Source organism: Marinoscillum sp. 108, assembly GCF_902506655.1.
GTDB lineage: Bacteria > Bacteroidota > Bacteroidia > Cytophagales > Cyclobacteriaceae > Marinoscillum > Marinoscillum luteum.
This window is the reverse complement of record NZ_LR734817.1, coordinates 572,626-598,091: the sequence shown is the minus strand read 5'-3', so window position 1 is coordinate 598,091 and position 25,466 is coordinate 572,626. Positions and strand designations below refer to the sequence as shown.

Genomic DNA, 25,466 nt, shown 5'->3' with positions numbered 1-25,466 from the left:
GTGTTGCCGATTAATCGTTTAGGCGTTTGGTACCGCAAAGTTATTTTATTATTCGTCATATTACATAGGATCAACAGGCTACAATTGACCCTGCTCACAATTTAATGCTGAGCAACGGCTTTGGGTGGTTTATCGACATTCAGCACGAAAGTCATGCCGAAGATACTTTTTTTTGCCATTTATTGCAAGATTGGCCCGTCCCCAAAGGGGTATTGATTTGGTCTGTTTTGTATAATTTGCGGACTATGAATAGGAAAATCCAAGTGCACTATGATCGGCTTCAGGCGGGGAAGGAATCACTTTTTCGGCAGCTTCAACCCTGTAGTGAGGATCAGCTCCGGTGGAAGCCGATGGGGAATCAGTGGTCGGTTTTGCAGGTGTTGGATCATCTGCATTTTGCGGAAAGTGGATCCCTTAATTATTGTAAGAAAAAGCTACTCGCGGGAGATCAAATGCCGAGAGCTTCTCTATTCAATTCAGTGAGGATGGAAGTGTATGATATCATCCTTTATTCAAGAATCAAGATAAAAGCGCCTGCAGTGGTGATCAGCCCGTCTAATGAGCGGAATTTAGAAGAAATGAAATCCTTATTCGACCAAACAAGTGATGACCTGAAGGCGTTTCTGGATGAGTACCCTGATGAGTTTCTGAATAAGGGCATTTATAAACATCCAATGGCTGGGCGAATTACTTTACCCGCTATGGTGAAGTTTTTCAATGCACACCTGATTCATCATCGGCATCAGATCAACCGGCTACTTCATCAACAGGCTTGATGCTTTTTTTAAGTCTGCCTTTGAATGAATAGTATAGGAAAAGCACGACGACAACAGGAAAGAATAGTAAGGTCATATTAGCTGGTCTTTTGAGAATACTCAGTTAAATTAATAAATATTTTACAAAATATTATTAAAATAGTCATATTAATTGTTAGTCACTAAAAACTTAAAGTTTGCCTATGACGAGGCAGCAGCCCTCAACTTCCCGGACTGGGAGGTTGCATCGGGTGATCATGCGTTGATCCTGGGCCCATCGGGTTGTGGAAAAACCACCTTGCTTCATCTGCTGTCCGGATTGCTACGACCTACTTCAGGTTCGGTGGTGATAGAAGGCACTCACCTGGAAGCTTTGTCCTCATCGGCACTGGATCGATACAGAGGGCAGCACATTGGTTTTGTGTTTCAGAAGCCCCACCTCATCGGGTCGCTTACAGTGGAAGAAAACATCAGATTGGCCACATTTTTTGGTCACAAGCCAAAACGAAACAAGGAGATCAATCAGGTATTGGAGGATTTGCAGATTCGTGATCTTGCTCATCGGAAGGTTTATGAGGTAAGCCAGGGGCAGGCTCAGCGTGTGGCCATTGCCCGATCGGTTATCAACCAGCCAGCGGTGATTTTTGGTGATGAGCCCACTGCCAGCCTCGATGACGAGAGCTGTACCGCAGTGGTTCGGTTGCTGAAGAGCCAGGCTGAGGCCTGCGGGGCCACCCTGATCATCGCCACACATGACCATCGGGTAAAAAGTGAGTTTCCAAACCAGTTGACATTATGAATATCCCATACTTGAGTCTGCGAAGTATCCTGGCCAAGCCACTCAGCAGTTTTCTGAGCTGGCTCCTGTTGGCTTTCGGGGTGACAGTGGTGCTGTTGATTCTGCTGGTTTCCAAGGAGCTTGAAAACGAAATTTCTAAGAACACCAAAGGAGTGGACCTGGTGATTGGTGCCAAAGGAAGCCCCCTCCAGCTGATTCTGGCCAATATCTTTCATGTGGATTTTCCCACAGGGAATATCAACCTCAAGGAAGCTGCAGAGGTGAGCCATAGTAGATACATCGGCGAGGTGATTCCCCTTTCTCTGGGCGACAGCTACGCTGGCTACCGGATTGTGGGCACCACAGACGCGTATGCTGCCTTGTATGGAGCTGAACTGACGATGGGCGAGTGGTTTCATGAGCCCATGCAGGTGGTTGTAGGTGCTCTGGCAGCCGAAAAGCTGAACCTTCGATTGGGTGACACTTTTGAGAGTCAGCATGGTTTGTCTGAAGATGGAGAAGCCCACGAAAGTGAGCCATTTGTGGTGGTGGGGATCATGTCGCCCTCCAATACCGTGCTGGACAAGCTGATCCTGACGGGGGTGGCGAGTATCTGGGAGGTGCATGGCCATGAAGAGGTGCATGAATCACACGAAGAAGACTCACTGGTCTCCATCGATCATTGGGGCCTCACGGTCACTCAGGAGCAGTATGAGGAGGAGCAGATCACAGCGCTTCTGGTAAAGTACCGTTCTCCTATGGGTGCGGTGATGTTGCCACGGGCCATCAATGGAGAGAGTAGCATGCAGGCTGCTTCCCCGGCATTTGAAACTGCCAGGTTGTTTAACATCATAGGGGTGGGCATTCAGGTATTAAATATTTTGGGTGTGATGATCATCGCTATATCGGCAGTAAGTGTGTTCATTGCCTTGCTCAACTCCCTGAAGGACCGAAAGTACGATATAGCCATTATGCGATCCATGGGGGCCACACGCAGCCAGATTTTACTCCACATTTTATTTGAGGGATTGATGATTACTTTTGTGGGGGCGATTTCAGGATTGCTCATTGCTCATGGAGTGGTGTATGCTATGGCATCATCATTGGAGGGGATTAATCCGCGCACTTTTTATTTTATCAATGAGGAATGGATTGTGCTCTTTGGTTGTTTACTTATTGGCTTTTTGGCCTCTGTGATTCCGGCGGTACTGGCCTATAAAACAGATATTTCAGAAACATTAGCAAAAGGATAAATATGCGTCTATTACTAAGCGGCTTGATGATCATGTTGGGTACTTGTGCGATGGCACAGGGTACTTCGGCTGAGAACTGGAAAACCCTCAGCAAGATCGAATACGAAAAATCAAAGGACGAATATGGCGAAATATATGTTCCCAAGTTTGGTCCGGATATCAAAAGTATTGAAGGAAAAGAAATAGAGCTTTCGGGCTATATCATCCCTTTCGAAGGGATGTTTGAGCCGGATCATCTGATTATTTCATCTGTGCCCGTGGCTTCCTGTTTTTTTTGCGGGGGTGCTGGTCCTGAGTCAGTTGCCGAAATCTACCTTGACGAGTCTGTAAAGTATACAGCTAAGAAGGTGACCATTACTGGAAAGCTAAAATTAAATGATTCTGATGTAGACCAACTGATGTACATCCTGGAAGGAGCCAAACTACAACCTAATTAACCCTATGAAGAAAATACTCTTGATATGCCTGGTCTTAGCGGCGGCATGTAGCCAAACGAAAAAGGAGGACACCAAAGGACTGAAGGATCAGGTAATGGAAGTCCATGATGCGGTAATGCCCAAAATGGGTGAGCTTAGAATGACTGAGAAGCAACTACTGGCCATGGCTGACTCTGTGGCAGGGGATACCACGGCGGCTGCCCGCTATCGCGAACTGGCGGTGGCTGTGAGCTCCGCCAATAAATCTATGATGACCTGGATGCACGGCTTTGATCCCGATTTTGCCGGATCCGAGGAAGAAGTGAAGGCTTATCTTGAAGGTCAGTTGAAAGAGATAGAAGAGGTAAAGCGCCTCATGCTCAGCTCTCTGGAAGAAGGCCAGAAGGCCCTGAATTAATTCTCGGCCTGATCACAGTTTTTGAGCCACTGGGTGACATCTCGTGTAGCTGAGATGCCCGCTTCATTTCCCCAGGAGTTGCTGATATAGGTGACTATCTCAGCGATTTCAATGGGCGTAAGGTGAGTGTTGGCAGGCATCATTTGATTATAGCTGACACCATTTACCATGATCTCACCAGTTTTTCCATTCTTAATGAGGCAGGCCACTTCTTTGAGGTCCGCCATCAAATAATCCGAACCAGCCAGCGGTGGGTATAATTTACCCAGACCAGTGCCATCTGCCTGATGACAATTGGAGCAGTAGGTTTGGTAGAGCACCTTCCCCTGCACCATGTATTGAGTGAGTCGGATTTCCGTGCGCCTGTCCACTGGCTTTTCATCTGCGGTTTTCTTGGGTGAGGTACCACAAGAGGTCAGGAAAATTACCAGAATGAGGAGTGTTGGTTTAAAGTTTTTCATCGGTGTTTTTGGTAGTCAGTCGGGCAATGTCGTGGATCAGGATATCCACCTGCTCTGGCACTGTGCCATCATATACTCCCCTGATTCTTCTTTGCTGATCAATTAACAAAAAGGCGCCGCTATGAATGAATCCACCGGGGGCGGTTTCGTCTTCATTGGCCACTACCATGTAGCTTTTCTCAGCAATATCATAGATTTCGTCCTTATCTCCCGTTACGAAATGCCAGGTGTTTGAGGACACCCCCAGTCGCTCAGCAAAGTCATTGAGCAGTGCCACAGTGTCATATTCCGGGTCAATGGTGTGCGATAGGATCGCCACTTCAGGATGGTCTTTGTATGCCTCGTATACCCTCAGCATTTGCTGCTTCATTACCGGGCATATGGTGGGGCAGGAGGTAAAAAAGAAATCAGCCACATACACCTGCCCAGAGAAGGTTTCATTGGTGATCAGGCTGCTGTCCTGATCTACAAACTGGAAATCGGGAATGGTGTGATAGATGGTGTCATACACTGTTTCGCCATTGACGACCGATTCATTAATTTCCGATCGGCCCAGGATGGGGAGCTCGTAGTTGGACTTCACTTCTCCACAGCCAGAAAGGGTTAGCCCTAGGAGGAATAACAGGTTAAACTTGTTCATCTTGATTGTTCTCTTATTCTTTTATAAAGTTTGATGGCCAGCATGAGTGCTAGGGCAAAAGTGAAAATGCCGATGGTACCCCATATCCAGCTTATTTGATTTTTTACAACGATCAGAAATACGATGGCCACCAGAAACAATGTGGCTACTTCGTTCCAGATTCTTAATTGATTGGAGGTGAATTTAGTTTCTCCTTTTTGTAATTTTTTGTAGAGGTAGTGGCAGCTAAAATGATAGAGGAACAGAAAAAACACAAAAGTGAGCTTGATGTGCATGAAAGATTGTTGAAGCCAGGCGGGCTGCAAAATGAGGAGCCACGAACCGAAAATCAGGGTGAGAATGGCTGACGGCCAGGTAATGCCAAGCCAAAGTCTGCGCGCCATAATGGCCAGTTGTTCGCTCAAAATGGTCTTTTCCGGCTCTGGTTTAAGCTGCGCCTCAGTCTGATAAATGAAAAGCCTCACAATATAAAACAGCCCCGCAAACCAGGTGACAATGAAGATGATATGAAGCGCTTTTACATTTAAATAGTCCATCAATGAGACATTTTAAGCATTTATGTTGTTAGACTTACGTTGCGGCAAAAGTTGCACAAAAATGTAACTCCGTGGCACACTTAACAAACTTTTATCTATTCCTAACTATTTGAATTTAGCATATGAGTGATCAATCTAAGCTCTGGTATTTTGAAGACGTAGATTTATTTGAAATACTGTGTCCTGCGAAGACTCCCAGCATGGAGGAAAAGCACAGCCCCAATGTTTTCAAAAAGGATGAATTTATCTATTTCCCTGATCAGCCCTCCCTGAACATTTACATGATCGCCTCTGGACGGATAAAGATAGGGAGCTACACTGAGGAAGGTAAGGAGATTGTAAAAGCCATTCTTACCAAAGGAGAGGTTTTTGGAGAACTCGCATTGGCGGGAGAGGACAGGCGGTCAGATTTTGCTCAGGCCATGGATGATGACACACGGGTCTGCCCGATGACCATAGAAGACCTGAAGGAATTGATGAAGGACAGTCAGGAACTCAGTCTTAAGATTTTCAAAATTTTGGGCTTTAGGCTTCGCAAGATGGAGCGCCGGATAGAATCGCTGGTCTTCAAGGATGCCAGGTCTAGGATCGTTGATTTTCTAAAGGAAATGGCGGAGGAAAAAGGTCAAAAAGTAGGTTTTGAAATGATGATTAAGAATCATCTTACCCACAAGGACATTGCCAGTCTTACGGGCACTTCCAGACAGACAGTCACCACGGTGATGAACGAGCTCCGGGAAGAAAACGTGATCAACTTTGATCGGAGAAGAATCCTCATTCGGGATATGGCCCGCCTGAGCTAGTCAGGTTACTTACTCGTGTGCCCAATAGGCATCTCTTATTAAGCTCTTCATGGAGAGCTTGCGACCATCGGTGGCCTCCATTCGGAGCAGGTAGTTTGGGTACTCACCGTTGATCCAAAAGGAGAGATCAGGCCCTTCAGCCCTACTCACGTTCACTTTCCATGGGTTGGAGACAAAGGCCGGGTCAATGTGACTCAGGTCTTCTGCGTTGGTCCTGGTGATAGAAATGGTCGCTATTTCTGCTTCCGGCAGGTTTGCCCGGCTGCTGATTTGCATGGGGTAGAGGAGGATGTCGAAAGTAATCCCCTCTTCAAAATTTAATGTTCGGAGCGTATAGCTTAGCTGATCCTCAAACCACGGTCCTTTTCTGAGCTTATCCGTGCCGTTGCCCTGTCCATCCCAGTAGCTCATGTATTGATACTTGTAGTTGTTTCCATCTTCCACAAAAGACTTGGCCGTATTACCGCACCATTCCTGTGAGGTGTTGGTCAGTTTGTGTACCAGGCTGGCATTATCTCTTTTCAGAAAAACCGAAGTGAGATAATGATACGGGTACTTCATGGTAGGAATCCTACAAAACTTATTGATTTTCATGACCTCATATAAGTCATTGCGGTTATAAGCATCGGTTTTTACCTGATACTCCTTATTAAAAGTTTCCTTGACGAGTACATAGGTATATTCAAAGGATCGGGATTTCCCGTAAACTACTCTTTCCGCATCGTAGGTTATCACTTCAGCCTTTCCGTCATCCCAGAGGGCATTCTTAGCCCAGTCTTTTTGCAAGTATGGGTCTGCAGGCGAAGAAGCACTCTGTGAGCAGGAGTTGGATACACCAGCGGCAAATACAAGGATCAAAAGGAGTTTAGAGGTCTGCATCATCCGGGTCTACAAATTCAAATTCTATGTCGGAGTCCTTCAGGTCCTGAAAGGTGTCAATGTCATTGAGTTCAGGTAGCAGGTGAAAACTGGCATTCATCTCTCCGATCTCCGTGAGTACATCCATCATTACTTTGTCGTGGCTGTACTTTTTGTCATGAAAAAGCTGCGGGTAAAGCTTATTCATCCCGATCAGATAATACCCTCCATCGGTGGCTGGTCCTATCACGATATCGTTTTTGTCCAATTGATCAAAGGCCTCTTCAATGTGTGTGCCTTTCAGCTCGAAACAATCAGACCCTATGATCACTACTTTTTTGAATTTCTTATCAAACCCATGCTTGAAGGCGTTCATCATCCTATCTCCCAGATCCGGGCCTTTTTGCACAAAGAGCTTGTATTTTTCTGTGTCCCAGGTGTCTTCTATTTCCACATACTCCGAATAAAACACCGCCTTTGCACAGTCCAGATCCTGTGTCACTTCGAAGGTGTGTTCTACAAGATACTTGTAGACATCCAGTGCTCCATCTATCCCTATATCCTTAGCCAGGCGGGTTTTTACCGCTCCGGGGATCAGGTTCTTTACAAAAATGATCAGTAGGTTTTCGCTGTTGTCACTCATATACTTTTATGCCATTATAGAGCCACTGAGACCAGTTTTTATTGTACGTGTGCACACTGTCAGTGGGTAGATTGTTTTTATTGATTATTGTATTCCCCTGGTTTTTCCAGTTGAAAATGCCTCCGTAAAGATTGCTGACATGCTGGTAGCCTGCAGCCAGTAGCTCTTCCCCGATCCGCTCGCTGCGGTAGCCCACAGAGCAGTAGACTACCACTTCTGCATCTTTGGGAATCTCCCGCACCATGGAGATTTTAAAGTTATCAAAATCTATCAAATGAGCCCCTGCAATATGGCTTACGCCAAATTCTTCGGGTGCCCGCGTGTCGAGTAGGTATACTCCTTCTTTTGTTAGTTTGTCTTTCAGTTTATCAGCCTGTATGACCGGCACCGTATTGCGGTATAAACTTTCCATCTTTTCGTCAAAGGTCTTTTGCCCGCAGGCAGGAAGCCAAAGGATACTGAGCAAAAAGAAAAAAAAGTTACGCGCTTTTCTCATGAGATCTGATGAGTTCTATTGCAAAGGTGCTTAGCACCACACCATATTCCAAAACAACCCAAATGGCAGATAGTTCGAATCCGGCCTCCTGATAGCCAAAATAGGTAACGAAAATCATCAATGCCCAGGTAATGGGATAGTAAAACCCGGAAAGTAACCCAAGGGCGATAAGTGGCAAAATATACCAGGGATGTACAGTGGTAGCCAGCAGGAGATATAGCGAAAGGGAGAAGAGCATGGTTTTGTGCACGGGCCATTTTCTTCTTTGACCCCTCAGGGCCAGTCCCACTATGCCCAGTATGGTGATGCCCGAAAGGGCAGGGCCAAGTATGCCAATGATATTATACCCTTTCAGCCAAAAACCGACCTCTCGCAAAAGGAAATATACGCTTGCATTGAATTCAAATTTCTGAAAGTAAAGACCCAGGCTGGACTGCATGCCCGAAAGAATGGCTGAGTTGATAAACGGGATAAGGCCGATGCTGACCACCAGGCCAGCTACTATCCCCACAGTGGCTCCATCCCTGAACCATTTTCTAATCACTATGGCCGGCAGGAAGATCAGTGGCAGGAGCTTGGTAGCGGCTGCCAGCCCTAGTCCAATGCCGCTGCTGATCATCCGGTTTTTTTCAAAGGCGTATAGGCCAAGCAAAAGGAAAAAGACGACCAATCCTTCAAAGTGTATGTTGCCAGTGGCTTCCAGAATCAGTAAAGGATTGAGAAAAAACCAGCCGATGACAGAGAGGTCTTTTTGGTGTAATTGAAGTAGTCGGTATAAAAAGTAAACACTACCCAGGTCAGCCATCAACAGTACCACCCTCAGTACGTTGGCTTGAGCCAGCCAGGAGGTACCTATAGAGGCACTGATCCAAAAAAACAGTTGATTGAGAGGTGGATACACTGAGTAGTACGGTTGAGAGTTCAGCTGATCGTACAATTGCTGATCCACACCTTGAATTCCCTGTGTGAGGTATTCTGCAGGCAACCGGGCATATGGAGAAAAGCCTTCACGGAGGAGGGTGCCGTCCCAAATGAACCGGTAGAGATCATCGGACAGTGAGGGAAGTCCCAGGAACAGGATGAGCCGGGCCGCCAGCCCTATGGCCAGGAGGTGATGGAGTTTGATCTCGCTTTTGCAAAGCCAGAAGTAGGCGAAAAAGGCAGAGAAATACGCAAACAGTAGCATCCAGCCATGATGTCGGGGGATGAGAAGGCCGGTCGCAGAAATACCTGCAAAAAAGATAAAAACTGCCGCAAGCACAGCCGTTTTATCCTGCTTTGGCATCATTGAAAGGCTTGATCGAAAGGAAAAACACCGCTCCAAACCCCAGGGCGAGCATCGTGTGAAAAAGGAGGAGGCCAAAGTTCTGTATTTGGATGCCCGTCACCACCCCAAAAACAAAATACAGTGCCAGCAGGCCTTCCATAATGGTGAGTGGAGCAATTCCTTTGGTCAGGTAGCTATTCCCTTTCCAACTGTCTTTTTTGGATCTGATATTAAACTTTGGCGTACGAATGAAGGGTGATTTAATGCCCAGATAACCTTCTGTCACAGCGATGGCATTGTGCAGCGCCATGCCCATGGAAAAGGTCAGAAACAAAGGAAAATGAATCAGGTAATACTTCAGTGAAAAATGGGGAGTAGCCGCTCGTGCTGATACCCAGTAGAAGATAGTCATTCCCACAAAGCCGACGATAAACACTCCGCCCAGGTTAAAAATGATTTCGAAAACTGGCTGAGTGCTTTTGACGAACAAAACAGGGATCGACAATACCGCTGCCAGAAGTAAGAAGAGGAAGACTGAGCTGTTGAACAAATGAAGCAGTGCATGCAGCTTCACCTGAAAGGATTGGCTCGACTTTAGGATACTCACACAATTCTTTCGGGCCGTTTCGGCCGCACCCTTGTTCCACCGATACTGCTGTGATTTGATGGCCGTGACCAATACAGGCAGCTCGGCAGGACTGGTCACATCTTCCAGGTATTGAAACTTCCACCCCTTGAGCTGTGCCCTGTAGCTGAGGTCCAGATCTTCGGTGAGTGTGTCGTGTTGCCAGCCCCCAGCTTCTTCTATGCAGGTCTTTCGCCAGATGCCGGCGGTGCCGTTAAAGTTCATGAATTTACCAGAGGAGTTTCGTGCGCCCTGCTCCACGGTAAAGTGTGCGTTCAGCCCGAAGGCCTGCATCCGCGTGAGAATGCTGTATTCCTGGTTGATATGGCCCCAGCGTGTCTGCACCATTCCTGTGCCTTCTTCAAATGCGGGTAATGTTTTCAGGAGAAAGTCGGAATCGGGGAGAAAATCTGCATCAAATATGGCGATGTATTCACCCCTAGCTTTCTGCAGGCCATATTGGAGGGCCCCTGCTTTAAATCCAATGCGCTCTGAGCGAATCACCTGACGGATGTTGATTCCTTTTTCAGTCCACTCGGCTATTTTGGCCACCACCAAATCACTGGTTTCATCTGTGGAGTCATCTAGCACCTGAATCTCCAATTTATCCTTGGGGTAGTCCAGGGCACACACACAGTCAATGAGTCGCTCGATGACGTATTTCTCATTGTATATAGGCAACTGCACGGTCACGAGCGGGAATTCGTGGAGAGGCTTGTGGACATGATTCTTTTTTCCTTTTCGGTAGAGAAAGGCCAGGTATAGCTGTTCCAAGCTGAAAAGACTAATAATCAGCAGGGCAAAAGAATATCCAAAAATAACGATCCACTCCATGTACTCAAATACGCTTACAGGTGCCTAAAAATGGTAAATATAATCTTATAACCGGCCATGATGGTGCCCTTTACCGTGCCCGAGACTTTCGAAACTCCTATGCGCTGGCGATAGTTCACAGGCACATCCAGGGTTCTGAGTTTGAGTTTGGCCGCCTTCAGTTGCATTTCCACTGTCCAGCCATAGTTGGTGTCCGTCATTCCTATAGCCATCAAACTGCTGTATCGCACCGCCCTGAAAGGTCCAAGATCGGTATAGCTCACCCCGTAAAACCACCTGATGAGTGTAGTCGCCAGCCAGTTTCCAAACACCTGTTGTGGGGTCATTGATCCCCTTTCCTTCTGACCCAATGCGCGTGACCCAATGACCAGATCAACTTCTCCCGAGAGAATTGGCTGTACCAGCTCTGGTAGCTGCGCAGGGTAGTCGGAGTGGTCACCATCCAAAAACACCACAATGTCTGGTTGAGTGGTGCTGTTGGCTATATGTTCCATTCCTCTTAGGCAGGCCTGGCCATACCCGCGTCGATTCTCCCTCAGTGCAGTGGCACCGCTTCGCACGGCTTGGGCAAATGTATCATCGCTAGACCCATTGTCCACCACGATGATTTCCGATACCCAACTTTTTGGAATTTCATCGACTACCAATCCTACGGCGTTTTGCTCATTAAAAGCGGGAATGATGACCCGGATGTCGTTTTTCAAGCCTTTGTGTTTTGCGCTTCAAATTTAATGCATGTATCCTCCATGGAGGTGTCCCATCTCTGACAATTGAGGGCAATCTGATGGATAGAAAATTACGTATTGGTTATCGAAACAATGAATTACTGATTAGGTTTAAAACCTTAAACCAAACCCCATTTTCTGAATGAAGAATTTGATGTTCTCCTTTTTCTTTTTAATAACACTCCATGGTTGGTCACAGCCTGCCAATGAATTTTCATTTGGCACTGAGGTGGTGATCAGTGATATTAACATCCCATGGGGGATGGACTGGCTACCCAATGGGGATATGCTGGTGACCGACATCTCGGGGACACTATATAGATGGAATGGCACCAAACTGCAAGCCATCAGCGGAACTCCGGAGGTGGTAGCGGCGGGGCAGGGTGGCCTCCTGGATGTGAAAGTGCATCCGGATTTTGGGAAAAACGGATGGGTTTATCTGTCTTATTCCAAGCCTATGGGTGGCAATCTGGCTACCACCGCAGTGATACGCGGCAAGCTGCAGGGCAACGCATTTGTGGAGTCCGCTGAAGTGTTTAGGGCGGAACCTGCCTCAGACACCCGGCATCATTACGGATCGCGCATTGTCTTTGACCAGGCAGGCTATATGTATGTTTCTGTGGGAGATCGTGGCAATAGGGATGAGAACCCTCAAAAACTGAACAACCATTGTGGGAAGATTCACAGAATGAATGATGATGGCAGTGTGCCCGGAGACAATCCTTTTGTGGGAAACCCCATTGCCATGCAGACCATCTATTCCTATGGACATAGAAACCCTCAGGGGCTGGCTGTACACCCGGAAACAGGTGAGGTATGGGAGCACGAGCATGGGCCTAAAGGCGGAGACGAAGTGAATATCATGAGGCCAAAGAAGAACTATGGCTGGCCGGTGATTTCTTATGGTATCAATTACAATGGCACCAAATTCACTGAGATTACCGCCAAGGATGGCATGGAGCAGCCGGAAGTTTATTGGGTGCCTTCTATTGCCCCCAGTGGGATGGATTTTGTGACCTCAGACAAGTACGGCAAGCTCAAGGGAGACCTCCTGGTTGGGTCTTTAAAGTTTGGCTATTTGCACCGGTGCGATGTAGAGGGAAGCAAGATAATGAAGGAAGAAAAGTACTTGGAGGGGATTGGCCGGGTGAGAAGTGTAAGGCAGGGTCCTGATGGATTTGTGTACCTCGGTGTGGAAGGCAAAGGTGTTTTAAGATTATTACCAGATTGATTTTTGACTATGAAAAAAGTGTACTACCTATCCACGTGTTCTACTTGCACGCGGATCATGAAGGAGCTGGGAATTGGAGAGGAGTTCGTTACCCAGGACATTAAGAAAGAGCCCATTACGGAAGCCCAAATAGGGGAGATGCAGGCTTTGGCGGGTTCGTATGAAGTGCTGTTTTCCAGAGTGGCTATGAAATACAAAGCCTGGGGCCTAAAAGAGAAGAACCTCATGGAGGAGGATTACAAGCGCTACATCTTAGAAGAATACACTTTTTTGAAGCGCCCCGTTTTCATCATTGATGACCAGATCTTCATTGGCAACAGCAAGAAAAATGTAGAGCTGGTGAAGGATGCAATCGAATAAAAGATGCCCTGACTGTCTTATGTGTAACTTTTCTTGCAGAAGAAGGTGCTAAAGTGAATGAACTATCGAACAAGATTCGTACATTCAGTCAATCTTTAGACAACATATGAGACACACCTTTTATTTCCTTACACCCCTCATACTGATAGCCGTTGGTTTGGTGGGGTATTATTATAGCTCGGACTGGCTTTGGAGCTATACGGTATTAATCCCACTGGCTTTTATCGGCTTTTATAACCGGGTACAGAGAAGTCATACCATTTTAAGGAACTTTCCACTGCTGGGGTATTTCAGATACTTCTTTGAGATGATCTCTCCGGAGATACAGCAGTATTTCATAGAGCGAAGTACAGACGGCAAGCCTTATAGCCGGAACCACCGGGCGTTGGTCTATCGCCGGGCTAAGAATGTGAATGACACGCATCCGTTTGGTACCCAGATGGATATCAACAATGACCACTATGAAGCTCTGCGACATTCTATCTACGCTACACCACCAGTTAAGGAATTTCCCCGGGTGACCATAGGCAGTAGCAAGTGCGGCCAACCATACAGTGCCTCTATTCTCAATATTTCTGCCATGAGCTTTGGGGCTTTGAGCAAGAACGCCGTCAGAGCCCTGAACGGAGGTGCGAAAAAGGGAGGCTTTTACCACAATACGGGCGAAGGAGGGGTATCAGACTATCACCTGGCAGAGGGCGGAGATCTTGTATGGCAAATCGGGACCGGTTATTTTGGATGCAGAACACCTGAGGGCGATTTTAGTCCAGAGCTTTTTGCAGAAAAAGCGGCCAATCCGGTGGTGAAAATGATAGAGCTGAAAATCTCTCAGGGAGCCAAGCCGGGGCACGGGGGTGTACTTCCGGCCATTAAGAACAATGAAGAAATTGCCAGGATCAGGGGTGTGGAGCCTCATACCATGATCATCTCCCCTCCAGGACATAAGAATATCCGTGGGCCAGAAGACTTACTTTACTTTATTCAGAACCTGAGAGAATTGTCCAAAGGAAAGCCTGTTGGCTTTAAGCTGTGCGTGGGTCGTACAGAGGAGTTTATCGCTTTGGTACAAAAGATGAAAGCACTGGAGATCTGGCCGGATTTTATTACCGTAGATGGAGCCGAGGGAGGCACAGGTGCTGCCCCGCTTGAGTTTTCTGATTCGGTGGGGTTACCACTAGAGCCCGCACTCATATTTGTACACAGCACCCTGCTGAAGTACGGATTGCGAGACGAAGTGAAAGTGATTGCAAGTGGGAAGGTACTGACGGCCTTTTCTATACTAAGAATGAAAGCACTGGGTGCCGATATTTGCAATTCGGCCCGGGCATTTATGTTTAGTCTGGGCTGTATACAGGCACTGCGCTGCAATACCAACGACTGCCCCACAGGTGTGGCTACTCAAAATGCCATGCTCACCAAAGGACTGGTGGTGACTGACAAGATTGATCGGGTCTACTATTTCCATCACAACACCATCCATGCAGTACTGGAGTTATTGGGTGCCTGCGGCCTCTCTCACACGGAGGAGATTACCATAGACATGTTTGTGAAAGGAGACGAGATGGTAGCACTGACCAATCGCTACTTCCCGGATTCGGTTTTGAACCGAGTGGATGAATAAAGCACCAACGCTATTCTGTAACCTTTGAGCAAAGCGAAGCGCTGGGTTCAAAGGTTACTGATAATGTTGTTTCCATCCTTATCTTTTTCGAAAGGTGTACCAATGCCCCCAATTTCAAACTGATGAAATCCAGGACCAAGCGTGCGCGGGGAAACCTGGTCATTGTTTTCGATAATTTCTATCGCAAAGTCCTCACCTTCCAATAGTCGGATGTAGATCTTCTTTTCCCTCAGGTCGAGATTGTGAGTTTTGGTTACCGGAAACCTCATTTGGTACCATTTTTCCGCTTCACCAATGGAAGGAGTGAGCAAAGCCAGAAAATAAGGCTGTAGCCCGCCTTGTTCCTTGGTTTCGAAAAACTGGATGCGGTTACCATCGGGATCCTTGATCAGAAAGGAGCGCCTGGAAAGATTGTTGTCTTTGAAAATACCACCCAGGAACTCCACCTGGCCCTGCTGAAGCGACTCGAAAAGGTCGTCAAATTCATCGGTGAGAAATCCAATCTTAAAAAAACCATGCCTGTAATCTGGCGCGTCTGCCATAAGTTCCTCCGGACTCTTGAAGTGGATCGTGAAGTCATCCCTAAGCAGGGATTGCTTGTGGACGGGCTCAAACCCAAGGTGCTCTGCATACCATTCATGCAAAACCTGAGGCCGGAGCGTATGAATCACCATGGACCGGAACTGTATCTCCTGACTCTCGCTGCAGGAGAAAAGAGAAATGAGCAATATGGTACTGATCAGGGTGCGCATCATAGATTTACAAAATCAGAGAAATCACTGCGGCCCATCATGTCAGGTGCTGTATGATGAAGGAGTACGTCATGTTCGAGATAAGCCTTCAGGTTGGCCAGCCAAAAAGTCCAGCCTGTACCACAGCCATAGTAGACATTCATCTTACTCCGATCATCTGTGGGGATATGGTGCTGTGTGAGCGTCACCAGGGTCACACCTTTGCTTTCTTCAAGATCAATAGTCACCTGAGCTCCAGAGAAGGAGAATGCCAGATGGGTTCTGCCATCTGCCTCGTTGATGATGCCTGTTTCACCGTCGGCCCAGTTGTGCCAATACCACAGGTAGGTGTCTCCGGCCTGTGCGTGCTCTTCTCGGGCACGCTTCACCTCGCGGTTGTCTGTGTATTCACAACTTCTGAGAAACCACGTTTCCATTCCTTTACTCGTGGCCCAATGCCAATAGATTTTCCCGGAAGGGGCGTTGATGTAAATTTTACGCCTGAAAGTGCTCCACGTTTGATCAGCCATGACATAATTTACTAAAATCCTGAAATATGGACACCATCACACGTTATTCAATAACTTTTGAGGGTTTTTTATTGTCTTGTAAACAAACCACCTTTGAGGTGGAAAAAAGTGATGAAAATGGGTGTATTTAAGAAAACGATGGGTTTGGTGCTATTGGGATTGTCGATGGGTTTATCTGGTTTCGGACAGGTCGATCAGGTGAAGGTAGCGGAGTTTGCCAGGAGTTTTTCCGATCGCAATGAGATGAGTCTGGAAGAGGTCACAGTGATTCTGAATAATGCCAGGTATCAGGAGAGTATTATTCGGAAAATGGAAAAACCTGCTGAAGGCACTATGACCTGGGGGCGTTACCGAAAGATTTTCATGACGGAAGATCGCATCTCTGCCGGTGTTGAATTTTGGAAAGAAAATAAAGTAGTAATTAATGATGTAAGCTCCAAAACCGGTGTGGCGCCGGAAATCATTGTTGGGATCATTGGTGTAGAGACGTTTTACGGTCAGCGACAAGGGAACTACAGGGTGCTGGATGCCCTTTATACCCTGGCTTTTGGGTTTCCTAAGCGATCGTCATTTTTCACTGCTGAACTTGAGAAATTCCTGCTGCTGGTGAAGGAGGAGAACCTGAATATGTACGAGATCAAGGGATCCTATGCCGGGGCCATGGGTTTTGCGCAGTTTATGCCAAGTAGTTATCAGGCATATGCCAAGAGCTACGACGAAGGAGGTTCAAGAAATCTGATGCAGGCCGATGACGCTATTGCCAGTGTGGCAAACTACCTGAAAGAGCATAGATGGAAAGAAGGTGAATTGGTGGCCTTACCCATCAAAAATATGGTCAATCCTACCAAGCTTACCCCGGGAGTAAAACCCAATAATTCCTTGCGCTTTTACAGTGACAATGGCTATATGCCGTCTGGCAATTTATCGCCTGCTACCATGGCTGCTTTGATTGAGCTGGAGCAGGAGGATGGAATGGAGTATTGGTTTGGGTTCAACAATTTCTATGTAATCACCCGGTACAACCATAGTGAATTATACGCCATGGCTGTGTTTCAGCTCGCTGAGGCGATCAATGCTGATTATGAAGCAGTGAAGCAATAGGGAGATTTAATAATGGAATTCAACCTTCTTACGATACGAGATAGGGCAGCATAAGCTCGCGCATCTCTTCGCGGCTTACGTCCTTGTTTTTGATGAGGAAGGCCACTACGTCCTGATTAAAGCCCAGACGTGTAGCCATCTGCCGGGCAAAGTATTCTTCGGATGATGTGACCATGTCATCGGCGATCACCACCAGGATGCAGTCCATCATAAAATCCATCTTGTCTATGAGGGTCATCGGCGCCAGGCTTTCTGCGGTGGCCGGAGAGTCAAATATTTCTGTCAGCTCTTGAGAAGTCGCTCCATATTTCTGACTGATTTTCCTGATCACCTCTTTCTCAGCGTCCGCAAAATCTTCGTCTACCATGGCTATTTTTACCAGGATGCTGAGCTGCTTTTTCTTTTGAAAATCTAACATATCTGTATTTTACGAAAAAAAGATGATTCCTGCACGTCTCGTCGCATAGATTTGCCGGGAGTTTGTGCCAGAAACAATCACGGAAAATGAACAAATGTGTTTTTTTGGATCGCGATGGAGTGATCAATAAAGATTATGTGGATTATGCTTATTCCTTGGATCGGTTTACCATCCTCAAGGGTGTGCCCGAGGCTGTTACCTTACTGAAGGAAGCGGGATATGTGCTGGTGGTAGTCACCAACCAATCAGGGATTGCCAAAGGAGTCTATACACGTGCGCAGATGCAGGAGTGTCACGACTTTATGCAAGCCGAACTGAACCACCAGATCGATAAAATCTATTATGCTCCCGGCCATGAAACCTACTCCGAGTCCTTGATGCGAAAGCCCAATACGCTAATGTTTGAGCGAGCTGTGGCCAAGTTCAATATCGACCTGTCACAGTCGTGGATGGTGGGAGACAAAAAAAGAGATCTCATCCCTGCTATCAAGATGGGGTTGAAGACGATTCAGGTGGATGGTCATGATGACCAAATGGCCGATTTTGTAGAGCCAGATCTTTTGACTGCAGCCAAGAGGATTTTGATGGAGAACGGTTAGTGGTTGTTGGCTTCCGGCTTTGGGTAGCTGCTATGATTATTATATTCACAAAATAATAATCTGTATTTACTTCATAAATACAAATATTGTAATTAATTGATCTTTTTTGGTGGTGATTTGCAATTTTCTGAGGCAGAAAATTGGTATATTATTCCGAACCAAAAATGAACATTTATGAAACAACATTACTCAAGATGTCTTTTGACATTTCTAGCATTACTCTGCCTGAATGTGGCAATGGCTCAGGAAATAGACGTGAGCGGAACCATAATGGGAGGCGAAAACGGTGAGCCACTTCCTGGTGCCACCGTGATGGTAAAGGGAACTACCAACGGAACCATCACAGATTTTGATGGGAAATTCAAACTTAAAGCGCCTGCAGGTGCCAGACTGCTGGTGACTTCTATCGGATTTAAGTCCGCCGAAGTAGACGCTTCATCTAATGTGACCCTCACATTGGAGGAGGATGTTACTCGTCTCAATGAGGTGGTGATATCTGGTCTGGCATCTACCGTGAAGCGGGGAAACTTGGCGAACTCGGTGGCTTCCATTTCTGCTAAAGAGCTGACAACAATGAGTAATCAGTCCACAATGGACGGAGCACTCTATGGTAAGTTTAAAGGAGCCAACATCGTCTCAAATTCAGGAGCTCCTGGTGGAGGTATATCCATCAAGCTCAGAGGCCTTACTTCTATCAACGGATCCAATGAACCACTTTACATCATTGATGGGGTTTATTTGGACAATTCATCCATTTCGGCCGGTTTGAATGTGGTATCAGCAGCTGCTGGTGGAGGTAGTCAGTCCAATCAGGACAATCCTTCGAACCGTATTGCCGATATAGACCCGGAAGACATAGCCTCTATTGAAATTTTGAAAGGTGCCAGTGCGGCAGCCATCTACGGATCACGGGCATCTGGCGGTGTGGTGATCATCACCACCAAACGCGGGGAGCGTGGAGAAACGGAGGTCACACTTTCACAAACCGTAGGAGTGACTCAAATTCTTAACCCGCTGGGTACGCGAGAGTGGGATGCAGCCAAGGTAGAAGCGGCTTTTGGTGCAGACGAGGTGGCCAACTTTCAAAGCGCCCAGGCCGCAGGTAATCTGCATGATTATGAAGATGAGCTTTATGGCAATAAGGGTTTTCTATCTACCTCCAGAGTGACTGCTACAGGCGGTAGTGATAAGACAAAGTTCTTTATGGGGATAACCAGAAAAGATGACGAAGGTATCGTGAAGAATACCGGCTACGAAAAGACTTCTTTCAGACTCAACCTTGACCAGAAGATCGCATCCTGGCTCGACCTGAAGGCATCCACGAATTACATTCATTCATCAGCTGACAGAGGGTTTTTCAACAATGACAACTCGGGAAACACCATGGGGATAGCCTTTGTGGCCACTCCTTCATGGGCGCAGTTGGGAAAGGGAAGCAATGGACTGTATCCGAATAATCCTTATGCCGCTTCCAACTTTTTGCAGACGAGAGACCTCATTACCAACAATGAAACGGTGAACAGGTTTCTGGTGGGTGGAACTGTGGTGGCCCGATTGATCACACAAGACAATCAGTCTCTGCGACTGAATGTGAATGGAGGGATTGATCAATACACACTTTCCACAACAGCTATTTTCCCTAACACACTGCAGTTTCAGAAGGATGGCAATGGCTTGAATGGAGTGAGTGTACAGGGAAATACAGTCACTCAAAACTCCAACGCATCGATATTCTTGATCCACGATTTTTTTCCAGGCTCATCAGGTCTTTCATTTACTTCTCAGGTAGGTTTGACGTTTATCGATTTTGATCAGAATAACATCATTGCAACTGCCTCCGATATGAATGGAACCCAGACCAATCTTGATCAGTCTGGTTCTGTAAGTGTGGCTCAAAACCGAATCATTCAGCAGGATAGGGGCTTTTTCATTCAGGAGGAAGTAAACTTCAACGACATGGTGATTGCCACGGCCGGAGTGCGCGGTGATAAATCCTCTAACAATGGAGATGTGAACAAACTCTACTACTATCCAAAAGGGGCGATTGCCATCAATCTGCACAATTTCGATTTCTGGAATGTGAATTTTCTTCAACAGACCAAACTGAGAGCAGCGTATGGAGAAGCGGGTAATTTTGCCGTTTTCGGTGATAAATTTTCCGCTCTGAATGCCGTGAATATTGACGGTTCCGGTGGTTTGATTATCAGCAATCTGAAAGGCAACAGAGAAATTGCCCCTGAGCGACAATCTGAATTTGAAACGGGAATAGATTTCGGTCTGATGGATGGAAAAATCTCCATTGACGCTACCTATTATGTGAAGAAAGTGGACGACCTGCTGTTGAGGGCACAAATCCCATCCTCTACTGGTCAGACCACTGCGGTGGTTAATGCGGCCACTATGGAAAACCGAGGTGTGGAAATAGGATTGAATATGAACCTGATAAGAAGAGAAAATTTCTCATGGTCAAGCACCACGTCTTTTTGGAGAAACACCTCTGAAGTGACCAGATTAGATATTCCTTCCTATACGGTGGGTGGTTTTGCCGATTTTCTCGGTCAGTTTAGGATCAAGGAAGGACACAGCCCTACGGAGATTATTGGTGTAGGTGCCAATCCGGATGAAGATGGTTTGGTGGTTTTTGGCGATCAGCAACCAGATTTTCAAATGTCTTTTTTAAATCAGGTGAATTACGGTCCTTTGGAGTTCTCCATGCTTTGGCATTGGAAGCAGGGGGGTGAAAACATCAACCTGACGGCTTTGCTCTCTGACCTTAGTGGTACCAGCCCGGACTTTGACAAGGTGGATCTGGATCCTGAAGGTGAGCTCGGAAATGGAGATTATCGATTGAGCCAGCTCGGTGCCAATACTGCACCATACATAGAAAATGCCAGCTACGTAAGGCTGCGTGAGGTGGCGCTGTATTACAAGTTGCCGGTATTGCAGGACTATGCCAAGTCAGTGAAGATTGGAGTCTCGGCCAATAATTTGCTCAACTTCTTTGAGTACCGAAGCTACGATCCGGAAGTTTCTAATTTCGGCGGTCAGGGTTTGTCTTCCGGCGTGGAGGTCACTCCTTTCCCCTCTTCCAAAAGATACAATTTTCACCTAATTGTTAAATTCTGAGAATCATGAAAAATTTCAAATACATACTTTTAAGCCTTCTTTTCACAGGTGTGTTTTCTTGTGAAATAGAAGAGATATCAGATCCGAACAATCCTAGTCTGGTGGATATAGAAGCAGATGCTACCAAGTCGGACATCCTTTTGCTGATCACCGGCACCGAGGAGCTGATGCGTTCGGAGATTGGCTTTTACTATGACGTACTGGGCATTTTGGGAAGGGAGTATTACTTCTTTACCAATTCTGATCCCAGATATACAGGTGAGCTCCTGGGTAAAGGAGATGCCGTGTTGGATGATGCCGGGTTTTACGGTACCAGGCCCTATGCAGGCCGGTATAAGGTGATCAGGAATGCGAACATTCTGATGACAGCTATGGCGAATACCAGTGAGACACTGACAGAAGCGGAACGAAATGGAGTGAAAGGTTTTGCCAAGACTTGTCAGGCTTACTCTTATTTGCTCGCCCTCAACCTGCAGTATCAGGGAGGTATTAGGATCGATGTGGCCGATACAGAGAATCTGGGAGCTTTCGTGGGTTATGATGCGGCCCTGGGAGCCATTGCCCTATTATTGGATCAGGCTTACACCGATCTGAATGGTGCGGGTAGTGAATTTATGTTTTCATTGTCCAGTGGATTTGCCGGATTTGATGATCCTGCCACTTTCGGCGAGTTTAACCGGGCTATCAGAGCCAGAGTGGCCCTTTATGCCGGTGATGAGGCCGGAGCTTTGGAGGCTTTGGGAGACTCCTTTATGGATTTGAATGGTGACCTTGATGCTGGACCTAAACACTATTATTCAGTGGTGGGAACAGAAGAGATCAACCCGATCTTCCGTGCTCCGGATCAAAGTGAAGCTTTGATAGCTCATCCATCTTTCGTTACCGATATCAGAGCCGGAGACACAAGAATGTCCAAAGTGACTGAGCGCACCGAGACCGCCGTACTGGATGGGCTGAGTGGTGATTATGATGTGACTGTTTATCCTTCCAATGCGTCACCCATTCCGATCATACGCAATGAAGAACTCATCCTGATCTATGCAGAAGCTAACATCGGAACGGATAACATTGAGGCAATAGATGCCCTTGAAGTGATACGTGATGCGCACGGCCTTGGTGTGTACACCGGTGGATTTACTGATGCCGATGTTCGTAACGAACTACTTTACAATCGCCGCTATTCGTTGTTTGGCGAAGCGCACCGTTGGATTGATCTGCGCAGGTATGACATGCTTCAGACACTGCCCAAGGATAGGGCCGGAGACGATGTGTGGACTCAGCTGCCAAGACCAGTGAGTGAGAAAGAATAGTATAAATGAAGTAGAGAAAAGGGGTGTTCATCAGAACACCCCTTTTTTATTCACAGATCATGTATTCGGTGTATCCTATGCCGAGTTCCTTGGCTTTTTCCCAGTCCCGGGCTGCACCTTCCCGATTCTCCAGCATACATTTAGCTGTTCCCCGGCTTACATAGGCTTCTGCAAAGTTGGGCTTTAGCGCCAGGGTTTTATCAAACTCCTCGATGGCTTTTTGGGCATTTTGATCAGAAAGAAAAATGTATCCTTTTTCATAATAGGCGTCTGCATAGTCAGGATTGAGACTAGTGGCCATATCGAGATCATTGATTGCGGATTTTTTCTCTCCCAGCAAGGATCTACACACTCCACGCAGATAATAGATTTCGGCATTATCAGGATTGTAAGCTGCGGCCTTGTTGAAGTCCAAAATAGCACCCTTATAGTCTTCCTCCAGGTACTTGTCGTATCCCGCATTGAGGTATTCCTCGGGGTCCTGGGCCAGGGATAGATGCGTCAAAAAAAGAAAAATGATCGTCAGTGCTTTCATATGTCAAAATTACCGAACGGCAGAAGCTGCCTAAAGTTCGAGGAAATCCCTATTTTTTGGACTTGTGGGCTACTGCGACAGATTTCATGGCCCACTCTGTAAGTAATGATCTGTCTTCCAGCACATCCAATGGTACCTCCCAATAGGGGAGTTCTTTGCCTTGGCTGCCCATCGTGAAAGGTGTCATACCTCTCGTTTTATAGTCAGCCAGGTTGCTTTCATCCACCTTGAGTCTAAAAGTGCCCCCTCCGATCATTCCAAACATTCTGTCCTGATGAAAGAAGCCTATACCTCCAAACATGCGTTTATGACTGATTTCTGGGATTCCGGAGAGTTGATCAAGAATAAAGTTGAGGTCAGATTCGCTGTATGCCATGAGTAAGGTTAGTTAAGATGCTTTTCCATGATGACCAATTCAAAACTTTGAATCCGGATGACTTCATCATTTATTAGTTGGTAGCCTAATTGTTCATAGAAGGATTGCAAATGTTTATGGGGTCTCAGGAAAACGCGTCTGGCATTTTTGGATCGGGCAATGTTTTCTAGGTTTTCGATGATCATACGGCCAATCCCCAATCCCCGGTAGGATTTTATGACGGCAATTCGCGCCAACTGCCAGCCCGAGGCGGGTACCTCAGTTAACCGACCAGTACCTATCAGTTCTTTGTCGGCATATGCGAGCAAATGGATGCTGGATGCGTCATCGGCATCATGGTCCAGGTGCGGAGGGATGCCCTGCTCTTTCACGAAAACCTCTGACCGGATTTTTAATGCCCGATCGAGATCATTCTTCTCTTCGGCTATGACCATTCTGAGCTTCATACTTAAAGGTACAAAGCTTTTAACTTTTGATTTTAAGGCTGTTGTTTCCAATCAAAATTGGCTCATTGAAGCGGCCGTCTTCATCCCTGTTTTCCAGGTTGAGCACTCCTCTTGGACATACGGACGAGCAGACTCCACAGCCTACACAGCTGGAGCGAACGATGTTTTGTCCCCGCTGGGCATACCAGCGTACGTCTATGCCCATTTCACAGTAAGTGGAGCAATTGCCGCATGAGATGCACTGACCTCCATTGGTGGTGATTCGGAATTTAGATTTGAATCGCTGCACCAGACCCAGATAGGCCGCCAGAGGGCAGCCAAAACGACACCAGACCCTGTTGCCCATCAACGGGTAAAATCCCGTGCCTATCACTCCGGAAAAGATAGACCCAATGGCGAATCCATAGGGCTTTCTCAGAAAAGTATAGGTATCAAGTCCCAGGAGTGTGTTGGATCCGGTCATGAAAGTATACAACACCCCGATGGTCATAATGACTGCAAAGACAAGTACACCATGTACCAGCCAGCGTTCTATTTTCCACGCTTTGAGTGATTTGTCCGAAAGCTGCCGAAAGGAGTCGCCTGCGGTTTCGGCCAGACCCCCACAGCCGCATACCCAGGAGCAGTACCACCGCTTTCCGAAAAAGAATACAAAAACCGGGACGCCGATCACAAAAAGGGTGATCCCCCAGGCAAACATGAAGATGCCCAATCCGCCGGCTGACGTAAGCGTATTGATGTGCCAGGCATCGAAGAAGTCATAATCCAGTGGCCACATGTTTTTGAAATCAAAATAGGGCTGATTGAGACGCACCAGAATTTCGGGAAGGAGAAAAGCAATGGCCAGCTGGAAAAACATAACCGAACAGGTCCTGACGATCTGGTACTTGCTGTGGCGGTATTTGATGATCATGCGTATGCCCATGACCAGCACTGCGAAAGAGTAGAGAAATCCATAAAGAAACCACTGGCTCGACTCTCCACCTGGATTGATAAGCTTCTGTATGGGATCCACCAGAATGATCCAGTTGGTAACATAGGCAGGATAAAAGTACAGCGCGATGTAAAACAGAATGAGCAAGGATCCTATGAGTACGCCCATCCAGCCCCGGTTATTCAGTGCGTGGTGGAAAATCCCATTGTTTTTGATGCCGGCAGGTCCAGCCAGGGTGACCTGGGGGAGGATAAACATCAATGCGCCCAGGGTACCTATCCCAAAGATTAAGGCGAGCAGCAATGAGGTGTGAGTGGTTATGAGTCCGCTGGTGGAGGCTCTGGTGAGCGCCCCGGCATAGTCATCGTAAATGATTTCATCCCATTTTTGCAGCGCTCGGTTTTCATCATTCACGGTTTCAATGGCCCCATTGATGGCATTGACAAAGGGAATGCTAAAATGGTATGCTTGGCCGAAGAGCGGCTCAAAACTGGCTTTCAATAAGGCCTGGTGCTCCGGTTTCACTTTTTCTGCAAACGTGCCCTCTGAGAGTTGGTAAGAAGACATAAAAAAGAGCGAGAGAAAAAGCCCAAATGAAAAAAGGAATAGAATGAGGCCTGTATATCTGATTGCTTTCATT

Annotated in this window: 29 protein-coding genes; 13 read left to right on the top strand and 16 right to left on the bottom strand. The window is 46.9% G+C overall.

Translation table 11 applies throughout. The features are described from left to right. Nucleotides 1-245: 245 nt before the first annotated feature. The 5 genes from GV030_RS20065 (at nt 246) to GV030_RS20045 (ending at nt 3,620) form a co-directional block, all read left to right on the top strand. Nucleotides 246-776, top strand: a complete 531-nt coding sequence (locus GV030_RS20065; RefSeq protein ID WP_159585140.1) for a DinB family protein — start codon at nt 246-248, stop codon at nt 774-776. Nucleotides 777-927: 151 nt separating this feature from the next. After that, complete coding sequence (locus GV030_RS20060) at nt 928-1,554, top strand: ABC transporter ATP-binding protein (RefSeq protein ID WP_159585139.1); 627 nt, start codon at nt 928-930, stop codon at nt 1,552-1,554. Beyond that, nucleotides 1,551-2,786, top strand: coding sequence for an ABC transporter permease (locus tag GV030_RS20055; protein WP_159585138.1), 1,236 nt, complete (start codon nt 1,551-1,553; stop codon nt 2,784-2,786). The genes GV030_RS20060 and GV030_RS20055 overlap by 4 nt, the downstream gene beginning before the upstream one ends. Before the next feature lie 2 nt (nt 2,787-2,788). Then, a complete protein-coding gene (locus GV030_RS20050) occupies nt 2,789-3,223 on the top strand; it encodes a hypothetical protein (protein WP_159585137.1) in 435 nt (144 codons plus the stop codon). A gap of 4 nt (nt 3,224-3,227) precedes the next feature. Next, nucleotides 3,228-3,620, top strand: a complete 393-nt coding sequence (locus tag GV030_RS20045; RefSeq protein ID WP_159585136.1) for a hypothetical protein — start codon at nt 3,228-3,230, stop codon at nt 3,618-3,620. Here GV030_RS20045 and GV030_RS20040 read toward each other — a convergent pair. From GV030_RS20040 to GV030_RS20030, 3 genes are read right to left on the bottom strand one after another with little or no spacing between them, the layout of a single operon-like run. Continuing rightward, nucleotides 3,617-4,081, bottom strand: a complete 465-nt coding sequence (locus GV030_RS20040) for a cytochrome c (protein WP_159585135.1) — start codon at nt 4,079-4,081, stop codon at nt 3,617-3,619. The genes GV030_RS20045 and GV030_RS20040 overlap by 4 nt on opposite strands. Next, complete coding sequence (locus GV030_RS20035; RefSeq protein WP_159585134.1) at nt 4,068-4,721, bottom strand: SCO family protein; 654 nt, start codon at nt 4,719-4,721, stop codon at nt 4,068-4,070. Before GV030_RS20035 ends, GV030_RS20040 begins: the two co-directional genes overlap by 14 nt. Continuing rightward, on the bottom strand, nt 4,718-5,257 hold the full coding sequence (locus tag GV030_RS20030) for a CopD family protein (protein ID WP_159585133.1): 540 nt from the start codon (nt 5,255-5,257) through the stop codon (nt 4,718-4,720). Before GV030_RS20030 ends, GV030_RS20035 begins: the two co-directional genes overlap by 4 nt. A gap of 122 nt (nt 5,258-5,379) precedes the next feature. Here GV030_RS20030 and GV030_RS20025 point away from each other — a divergent pair, with 122 nt between their 5' ends. Beyond that, complete coding sequence (locus GV030_RS20025; protein WP_159585132.1) at nt 5,380-6,060, top strand: Crp/Fnr family transcriptional regulator; 681 nt, start codon at nt 5,380-5,382, stop codon at nt 6,058-6,060. Between the two features lie 9 nt (nt 6,061-6,069). Here the strand turns inward: GV030_RS20025 and GV030_RS20020 are convergent, their stop codons facing one another. The 6 genes from GV030_RS20020 to GV030_RS19995 are packed head-to-tail and all read right to left on the bottom strand — an operon-like array spanning nt 6,070 to nt 11,487. After that, entirely contained in the window at nt 6,070-6,942 is an 873-nt protein-coding gene (locus GV030_RS20020) for a hypothetical protein (RefSeq protein WP_159585131.1), read from the bottom strand. Further along, nucleotides 6,926-7,561, bottom strand: a complete 636-nt coding sequence (locus GV030_RS20015; protein ID WP_159585130.1) for a TIGR04282 family arsenosugar biosynthesis glycosyltransferase — start codon at nt 7,559-7,561, stop codon at nt 6,926-6,928. The genes GV030_RS20020 and GV030_RS20015 overlap by 17 nt, the downstream gene beginning before the upstream one ends. Continuing rightward, a complete protein-coding gene (locus GV030_RS20010) occupies nt 7,554-8,057 on the bottom strand; it encodes a rhodanese-like domain-containing protein (RefSeq protein WP_159585129.1) in 504 nt (167 codons plus the stop codon). Before GV030_RS20010 ends, GV030_RS20015 begins: the two co-directional genes overlap by 8 nt. Further along, nucleotides 8,041-9,345 carry a glycosyltransferase 87 family protein gene (locus tag GV030_RS20005; protein ID WP_159585128.1) on the bottom strand — a complete coding sequence of 435 codons (1,305 nt, stop codon included), beginning with the start codon at nt 9,343-9,345 and terminating at the stop codon, nt 8,041-8,043. Before GV030_RS20005 ends, GV030_RS20010 begins: the two co-directional genes overlap by 17 nt. Continuing rightward, nucleotides 9,326-10,783, bottom strand: coding sequence for a cellulose synthase family protein (locus GV030_RS20000; RefSeq protein ID WP_159585127.1), 1,458 nt, complete (start codon nt 10,781-10,783; stop codon nt 9,326-9,328). Before GV030_RS20000 ends, GV030_RS20005 begins: the two co-directional genes overlap by 20 nt. A gap of 14 nt (nt 10,784-10,797) precedes the next feature. Continuing rightward, nucleotides 10,798-11,487 carry a glycosyltransferase family 2 protein gene (locus GV030_RS19995; protein WP_159585126.1) on the bottom strand — a complete coding sequence of 230 codons (690 nt, stop codon included), beginning with the start codon at nt 11,485-11,487 and terminating at the stop codon, nt 10,798-10,800. A gap of 163 nt (nt 11,488-11,650) precedes the next feature. Here GV030_RS19995 and GV030_RS19990 point away from each other — a divergent pair, with 163 nt between their 5' ends. The 3 genes from GV030_RS19990 (at nt 11,651) to GV030_RS19980 (ending at nt 14,720) form a co-directional block, all read left to right on the top strand. Continuing rightward, nucleotides 11,651-12,739, top strand: a complete 1,089-nt coding sequence (locus GV030_RS19990) for a PQQ-dependent sugar dehydrogenase (RefSeq protein WP_159585125.1) — start codon at nt 11,651-11,653, stop codon at nt 12,737-12,739. Nucleotides 12,740-12,748: 9 nt separating this feature from the next. Then, nucleotides 12,749-13,099, top strand: coding sequence for an arsenate reductase family protein (locus tag GV030_RS19985; protein WP_159585124.1), 351 nt, complete (start codon nt 12,749-12,751; stop codon nt 13,097-13,099). A 106-nt stretch (nt 13,100-13,205) separates the two neighbouring features. Then, nucleotides 13,206-14,720, top strand: a complete 1,515-nt coding sequence (locus GV030_RS19980; protein WP_159585123.1) for an FMN-binding glutamate synthase family protein — start codon at nt 13,206-13,208, stop codon at nt 14,718-14,720. Between the two features lie 47 nt (nt 14,721-14,767). On the opposite strand, the gene GV030_RS19975 is transcribed toward GV030_RS19980, so the two are convergent. Together GV030_RS19975 and GV030_RS19970 are read right to left on the bottom strand one after the other, a co-directional pair. Continuing rightward, nucleotides 14,768-15,475 carry a VOC family protein gene (locus tag GV030_RS19975; protein ID WP_159585122.1) on the bottom strand — a complete coding sequence of 236 codons (708 nt, stop codon included), beginning with the start codon at nt 15,473-15,475 and terminating at the stop codon, nt 14,768-14,770. Beyond that, a complete protein-coding gene (locus GV030_RS19970; protein WP_159585121.1) occupies nt 15,472-15,981 on the bottom strand; it encodes an SRPBCC domain-containing protein in 510 nt (169 codons plus the stop codon). Before GV030_RS19970 ends, GV030_RS19975 begins: the two co-directional genes overlap by 4 nt. Before the next feature lie 93 nt (nt 15,982-16,074). On the opposite strand from GV030_RS19970, the gene mltB reads away from it, so the two are divergent. After that, complete coding sequence (mltB, locus tag GV030_RS19965) at nt 16,075-17,082, top strand: lytic murein transglycosylase B (RefSeq protein ID WP_159585120.1); 1,008 nt, start codon at nt 16,075-16,077, stop codon at nt 17,080-17,082. Between the two features lie 28 nt (nt 17,083-17,110). Here the strand turns inward: mltB and GV030_RS19960 are convergent, their stop codons facing one another. Continuing rightward, nucleotides 17,111-17,500, bottom strand: coding sequence for a hypothetical protein (locus tag GV030_RS19960; protein WP_159585119.1), 390 nt, complete (start codon nt 17,498-17,500; stop codon nt 17,111-17,113). Nucleotides 17,501-17,586: 86 nt separating this feature from the next. Between GV030_RS19960 and GV030_RS19955 the strand changes: the two genes are divergently transcribed. The 3 genes from GV030_RS19955 to GV030_RS19945 all read left to right on the top strand — a co-directional run bounded on the left by GV030_RS19955 (nt 17,587) and on the right by GV030_RS19945 (nt 22,535). Beyond that, nucleotides 17,587-18,099: an HAD-IIIA family hydrolase gene (locus GV030_RS19955; RefSeq protein WP_159585118.1), complete on the top strand. Its 513-nt coding sequence runs from the start codon at nt 17,587-17,589 to the stop codon at nt 18,097-18,099. Nucleotides 18,100-18,273: 174 nt separating this feature from the next. After that, on the top strand, nt 18,274-21,225 hold the full coding sequence (locus GV030_RS19950) for a SusC/RagA family TonB-linked outer membrane protein (protein ID WP_159585117.1): 2,952 nt from the start codon (nt 18,274-18,276) through the stop codon (nt 21,223-21,225). A 5-nt stretch (nt 21,226-21,230) separates the two neighbouring features. Next, on the top strand, nt 21,231-22,535 hold the full coding sequence (locus GV030_RS19945) for a RagB/SusD family nutrient uptake outer membrane protein (protein WP_159585116.1): 1,305 nt from the start codon (nt 21,231-21,233) through the stop codon (nt 22,533-22,535). Nucleotides 22,536-22,581: 46 nt separating this feature from the next. Here GV030_RS19945 and GV030_RS19940 read toward each other — a convergent pair whose 3' ends face one another. Genes GV030_RS19940 through GV030_RS19925 form a run of 4 tightly spaced genes read right to left on the bottom strand, consistent with a single transcriptional unit; the run spans nt 22,582 to nt 25,465 of the window. Next, nucleotides 22,582-23,070, bottom strand: coding sequence for a tetratricopeptide repeat protein (locus GV030_RS19940; protein WP_159585115.1), 489 nt, complete (start codon nt 23,068-23,070; stop codon nt 22,582-22,584). Between the two features lie 49 nt (nt 23,071-23,119). Then, a complete protein-coding gene (locus GV030_RS19935; RefSeq protein WP_159585114.1) occupies nt 23,120-23,446 on the bottom strand; it encodes a TfoX/Sxy family protein in 327 nt (108 codons plus the stop codon). Between the two features lie 8 nt (nt 23,447-23,454). Beyond that, nucleotides 23,455-23,892: a GNAT family N-acetyltransferase gene (locus GV030_RS19930; protein WP_159585113.1), complete on the bottom strand. Its 438-nt coding sequence runs from the start codon at nt 23,890-23,892 to the stop codon at nt 23,455-23,457. 19 nt (nt 23,893-23,911) lie between these two features. Beyond that, nucleotides 23,912-25,465: a 4Fe-4S dicluster domain-containing protein gene (locus GV030_RS19925; RefSeq protein ID WP_159585112.1), complete on the bottom strand. Its 1,554-nt coding sequence runs from the start codon at nt 25,463-25,465 to the stop codon at nt 23,912-23,914. Nucleotide 25,466: the final 1 nt, after the last annotated feature.

Excerpts from the sequence above, each read along its gene's own strand:
- GV030_RS20065 (WP_159585140.1), top strand. The coding sequence starts at position 246 with ATGAATAGGAAAATCCAAGTGCACTATGATCGGCTTCAGGCGGGGAAG.
- GV030_RS20055 (WP_159585138.1), top strand. The coding sequence starts at position 1,551 with ATGAATATCCCATACTTGAGTCTGCGAAGTATCCTGGCCAAGCCACTC.
- GV030_RS20050 (WP_159585137.1), top strand. The coding sequence starts at position 2,789 with ATGCGTCTATTACTAAGCGGCTTGATGATCATGTTGGGTACTTGTGCG.
- GV030_RS20045 (WP_159585136.1), top strand. The coding sequence starts at position 3,228 with ATGAAGAAAATACTCTTGATATGCCTGGTCTTAGCGGCGGCATGTAGC.
- GV030_RS20040 (WP_159585135.1), bottom strand. The coding sequence starts at position 4,081 with ATGAAAAACTTTAAACCAACACTCCTCATTCTGGTAATTTTCCTGACC.
- GV030_RS20035 (WP_159585134.1), bottom strand. The coding sequence starts at position 4,721 with ATGAACAAGTTTAACCTGTTATTCCTCCTAGGGCTAACCCTTTCTGGC.
- GV030_RS20030 (WP_159585133.1), bottom strand. The coding sequence starts at position 5,257 with ATGGACTATTTAAATGTAAAAGCGCTTCATATCATCTTCATTGTCACC.
- GV030_RS20025 (WP_159585132.1), top strand. The coding sequence starts at position 5,380 with ATGAGTGATCAATCTAAGCTCTGGTATTTTGAAGACGTAGATTTATTT.
- GV030_RS20020 (WP_159585131.1), bottom strand. The coding sequence starts at position 6,942 with ATGATGCAGACCTCTAAACTCCTTTTGATCCTTGTATTTGCCGCTGGT.
- GV030_RS20015 (WP_159585130.1), bottom strand. The coding sequence starts at position 7,561 with ATGAGTGACAACAGCGAAAACCTACTGATCATTTTTGTAAAGAACCTG.
- GV030_RS20010 (WP_159585129.1), bottom strand. The coding sequence starts at position 8,057 with ATGAGAAAAGCGCGTAACTTTTTTTTCTTTTTGCTCAGTATCCTTTGG.
- GV030_RS20005 (WP_159585128.1), bottom strand. The coding sequence starts at position 9,345 with ATGATGCCAAAGCAGGATAAAACGGCTGTGCTTGCGGCAGTTTTTATC.
- GV030_RS20000 (WP_159585127.1), bottom strand. The coding sequence starts at position 10,783 with ATGGAGTGGATCGTTATTTTTGGATATTCTTTTGCCCTGCTGATTATT.
- GV030_RS19990 (WP_159585125.1), top strand. The coding sequence starts at position 11,651 with ATGAAGAATTTGATGTTCTCCTTTTTCTTTTTAATAACACTCCATGGT.
- GV030_RS19985 (WP_159585124.1), top strand. The coding sequence starts at position 12,749 with ATGAAAAAAGTGTACTACCTATCCACGTGTTCTACTTGCACGCGGATC.
- GV030_RS19980 (WP_159585123.1), top strand. The coding sequence starts at position 13,206 with ATGAGACACACCTTTTATTTCCTTACACCCCTCATACTGATAGCCGTT.
- GV030_RS19975 (WP_159585122.1), bottom strand. The coding sequence starts at position 15,475 with ATGATGCGCACCCTGATCAGTACCATATTGCTCATTTCTCTTTTCTCC.
- GV030_RS19970 (WP_159585121.1), bottom strand. The coding sequence starts at position 15,981 with ATGGCTGATCAAACGTGGAGCACTTTCAGGCGTAAAATTTACATCAAC.
- GV030_RS19960 (WP_159585119.1), bottom strand. The coding sequence starts at position 17,500 with ATGTTAGATTTTCAAAAGAAAAAGCAGCTCAGCATCCTGGTAAAAATA.
- GV030_RS19955 (WP_159585118.1), top strand. The coding sequence starts at position 17,587 with ATGAACAAATGTGTTTTTTTGGATCGCGATGGAGTGATCAATAAAGAT.
- GV030_RS19950 (WP_159585117.1), top strand. The coding sequence starts at position 18,274 with ATGAAACAACATTACTCAAGATGTCTTTTGACATTTCTAGCATTACTC.
- GV030_RS19945 (WP_159585116.1), top strand. The coding sequence starts at position 21,231 with ATGAAAAATTTCAAATACATACTTTTAAGCCTTCTTTTCACAGGTGTG.
- GV030_RS19940 (WP_159585115.1), bottom strand. The coding sequence starts at position 23,070 with ATGAAAGCACTGACGATCATTTTTCTTTTTTTGACGCATCTATCCCTG.
- GV030_RS19935 (WP_159585114.1), bottom strand. The coding sequence starts at position 23,446 with ATGGCATACAGCGAATCTGACCTCAACTTTATTCTTGATCAACTCTCC.
- GV030_RS19930 (WP_159585113.1), bottom strand. The coding sequence starts at position 23,892 with ATGAAGCTCAGAATGGTCATAGCCGAAGAGAAGAATGATCTCGATCGG.
- GV030_RS19925 (WP_159585112.1), bottom strand. The coding sequence starts at position 25,465 with ATGAAAGCAATCAGATATACAGGCCTCATTCTATTCCTTTTTTCATTT.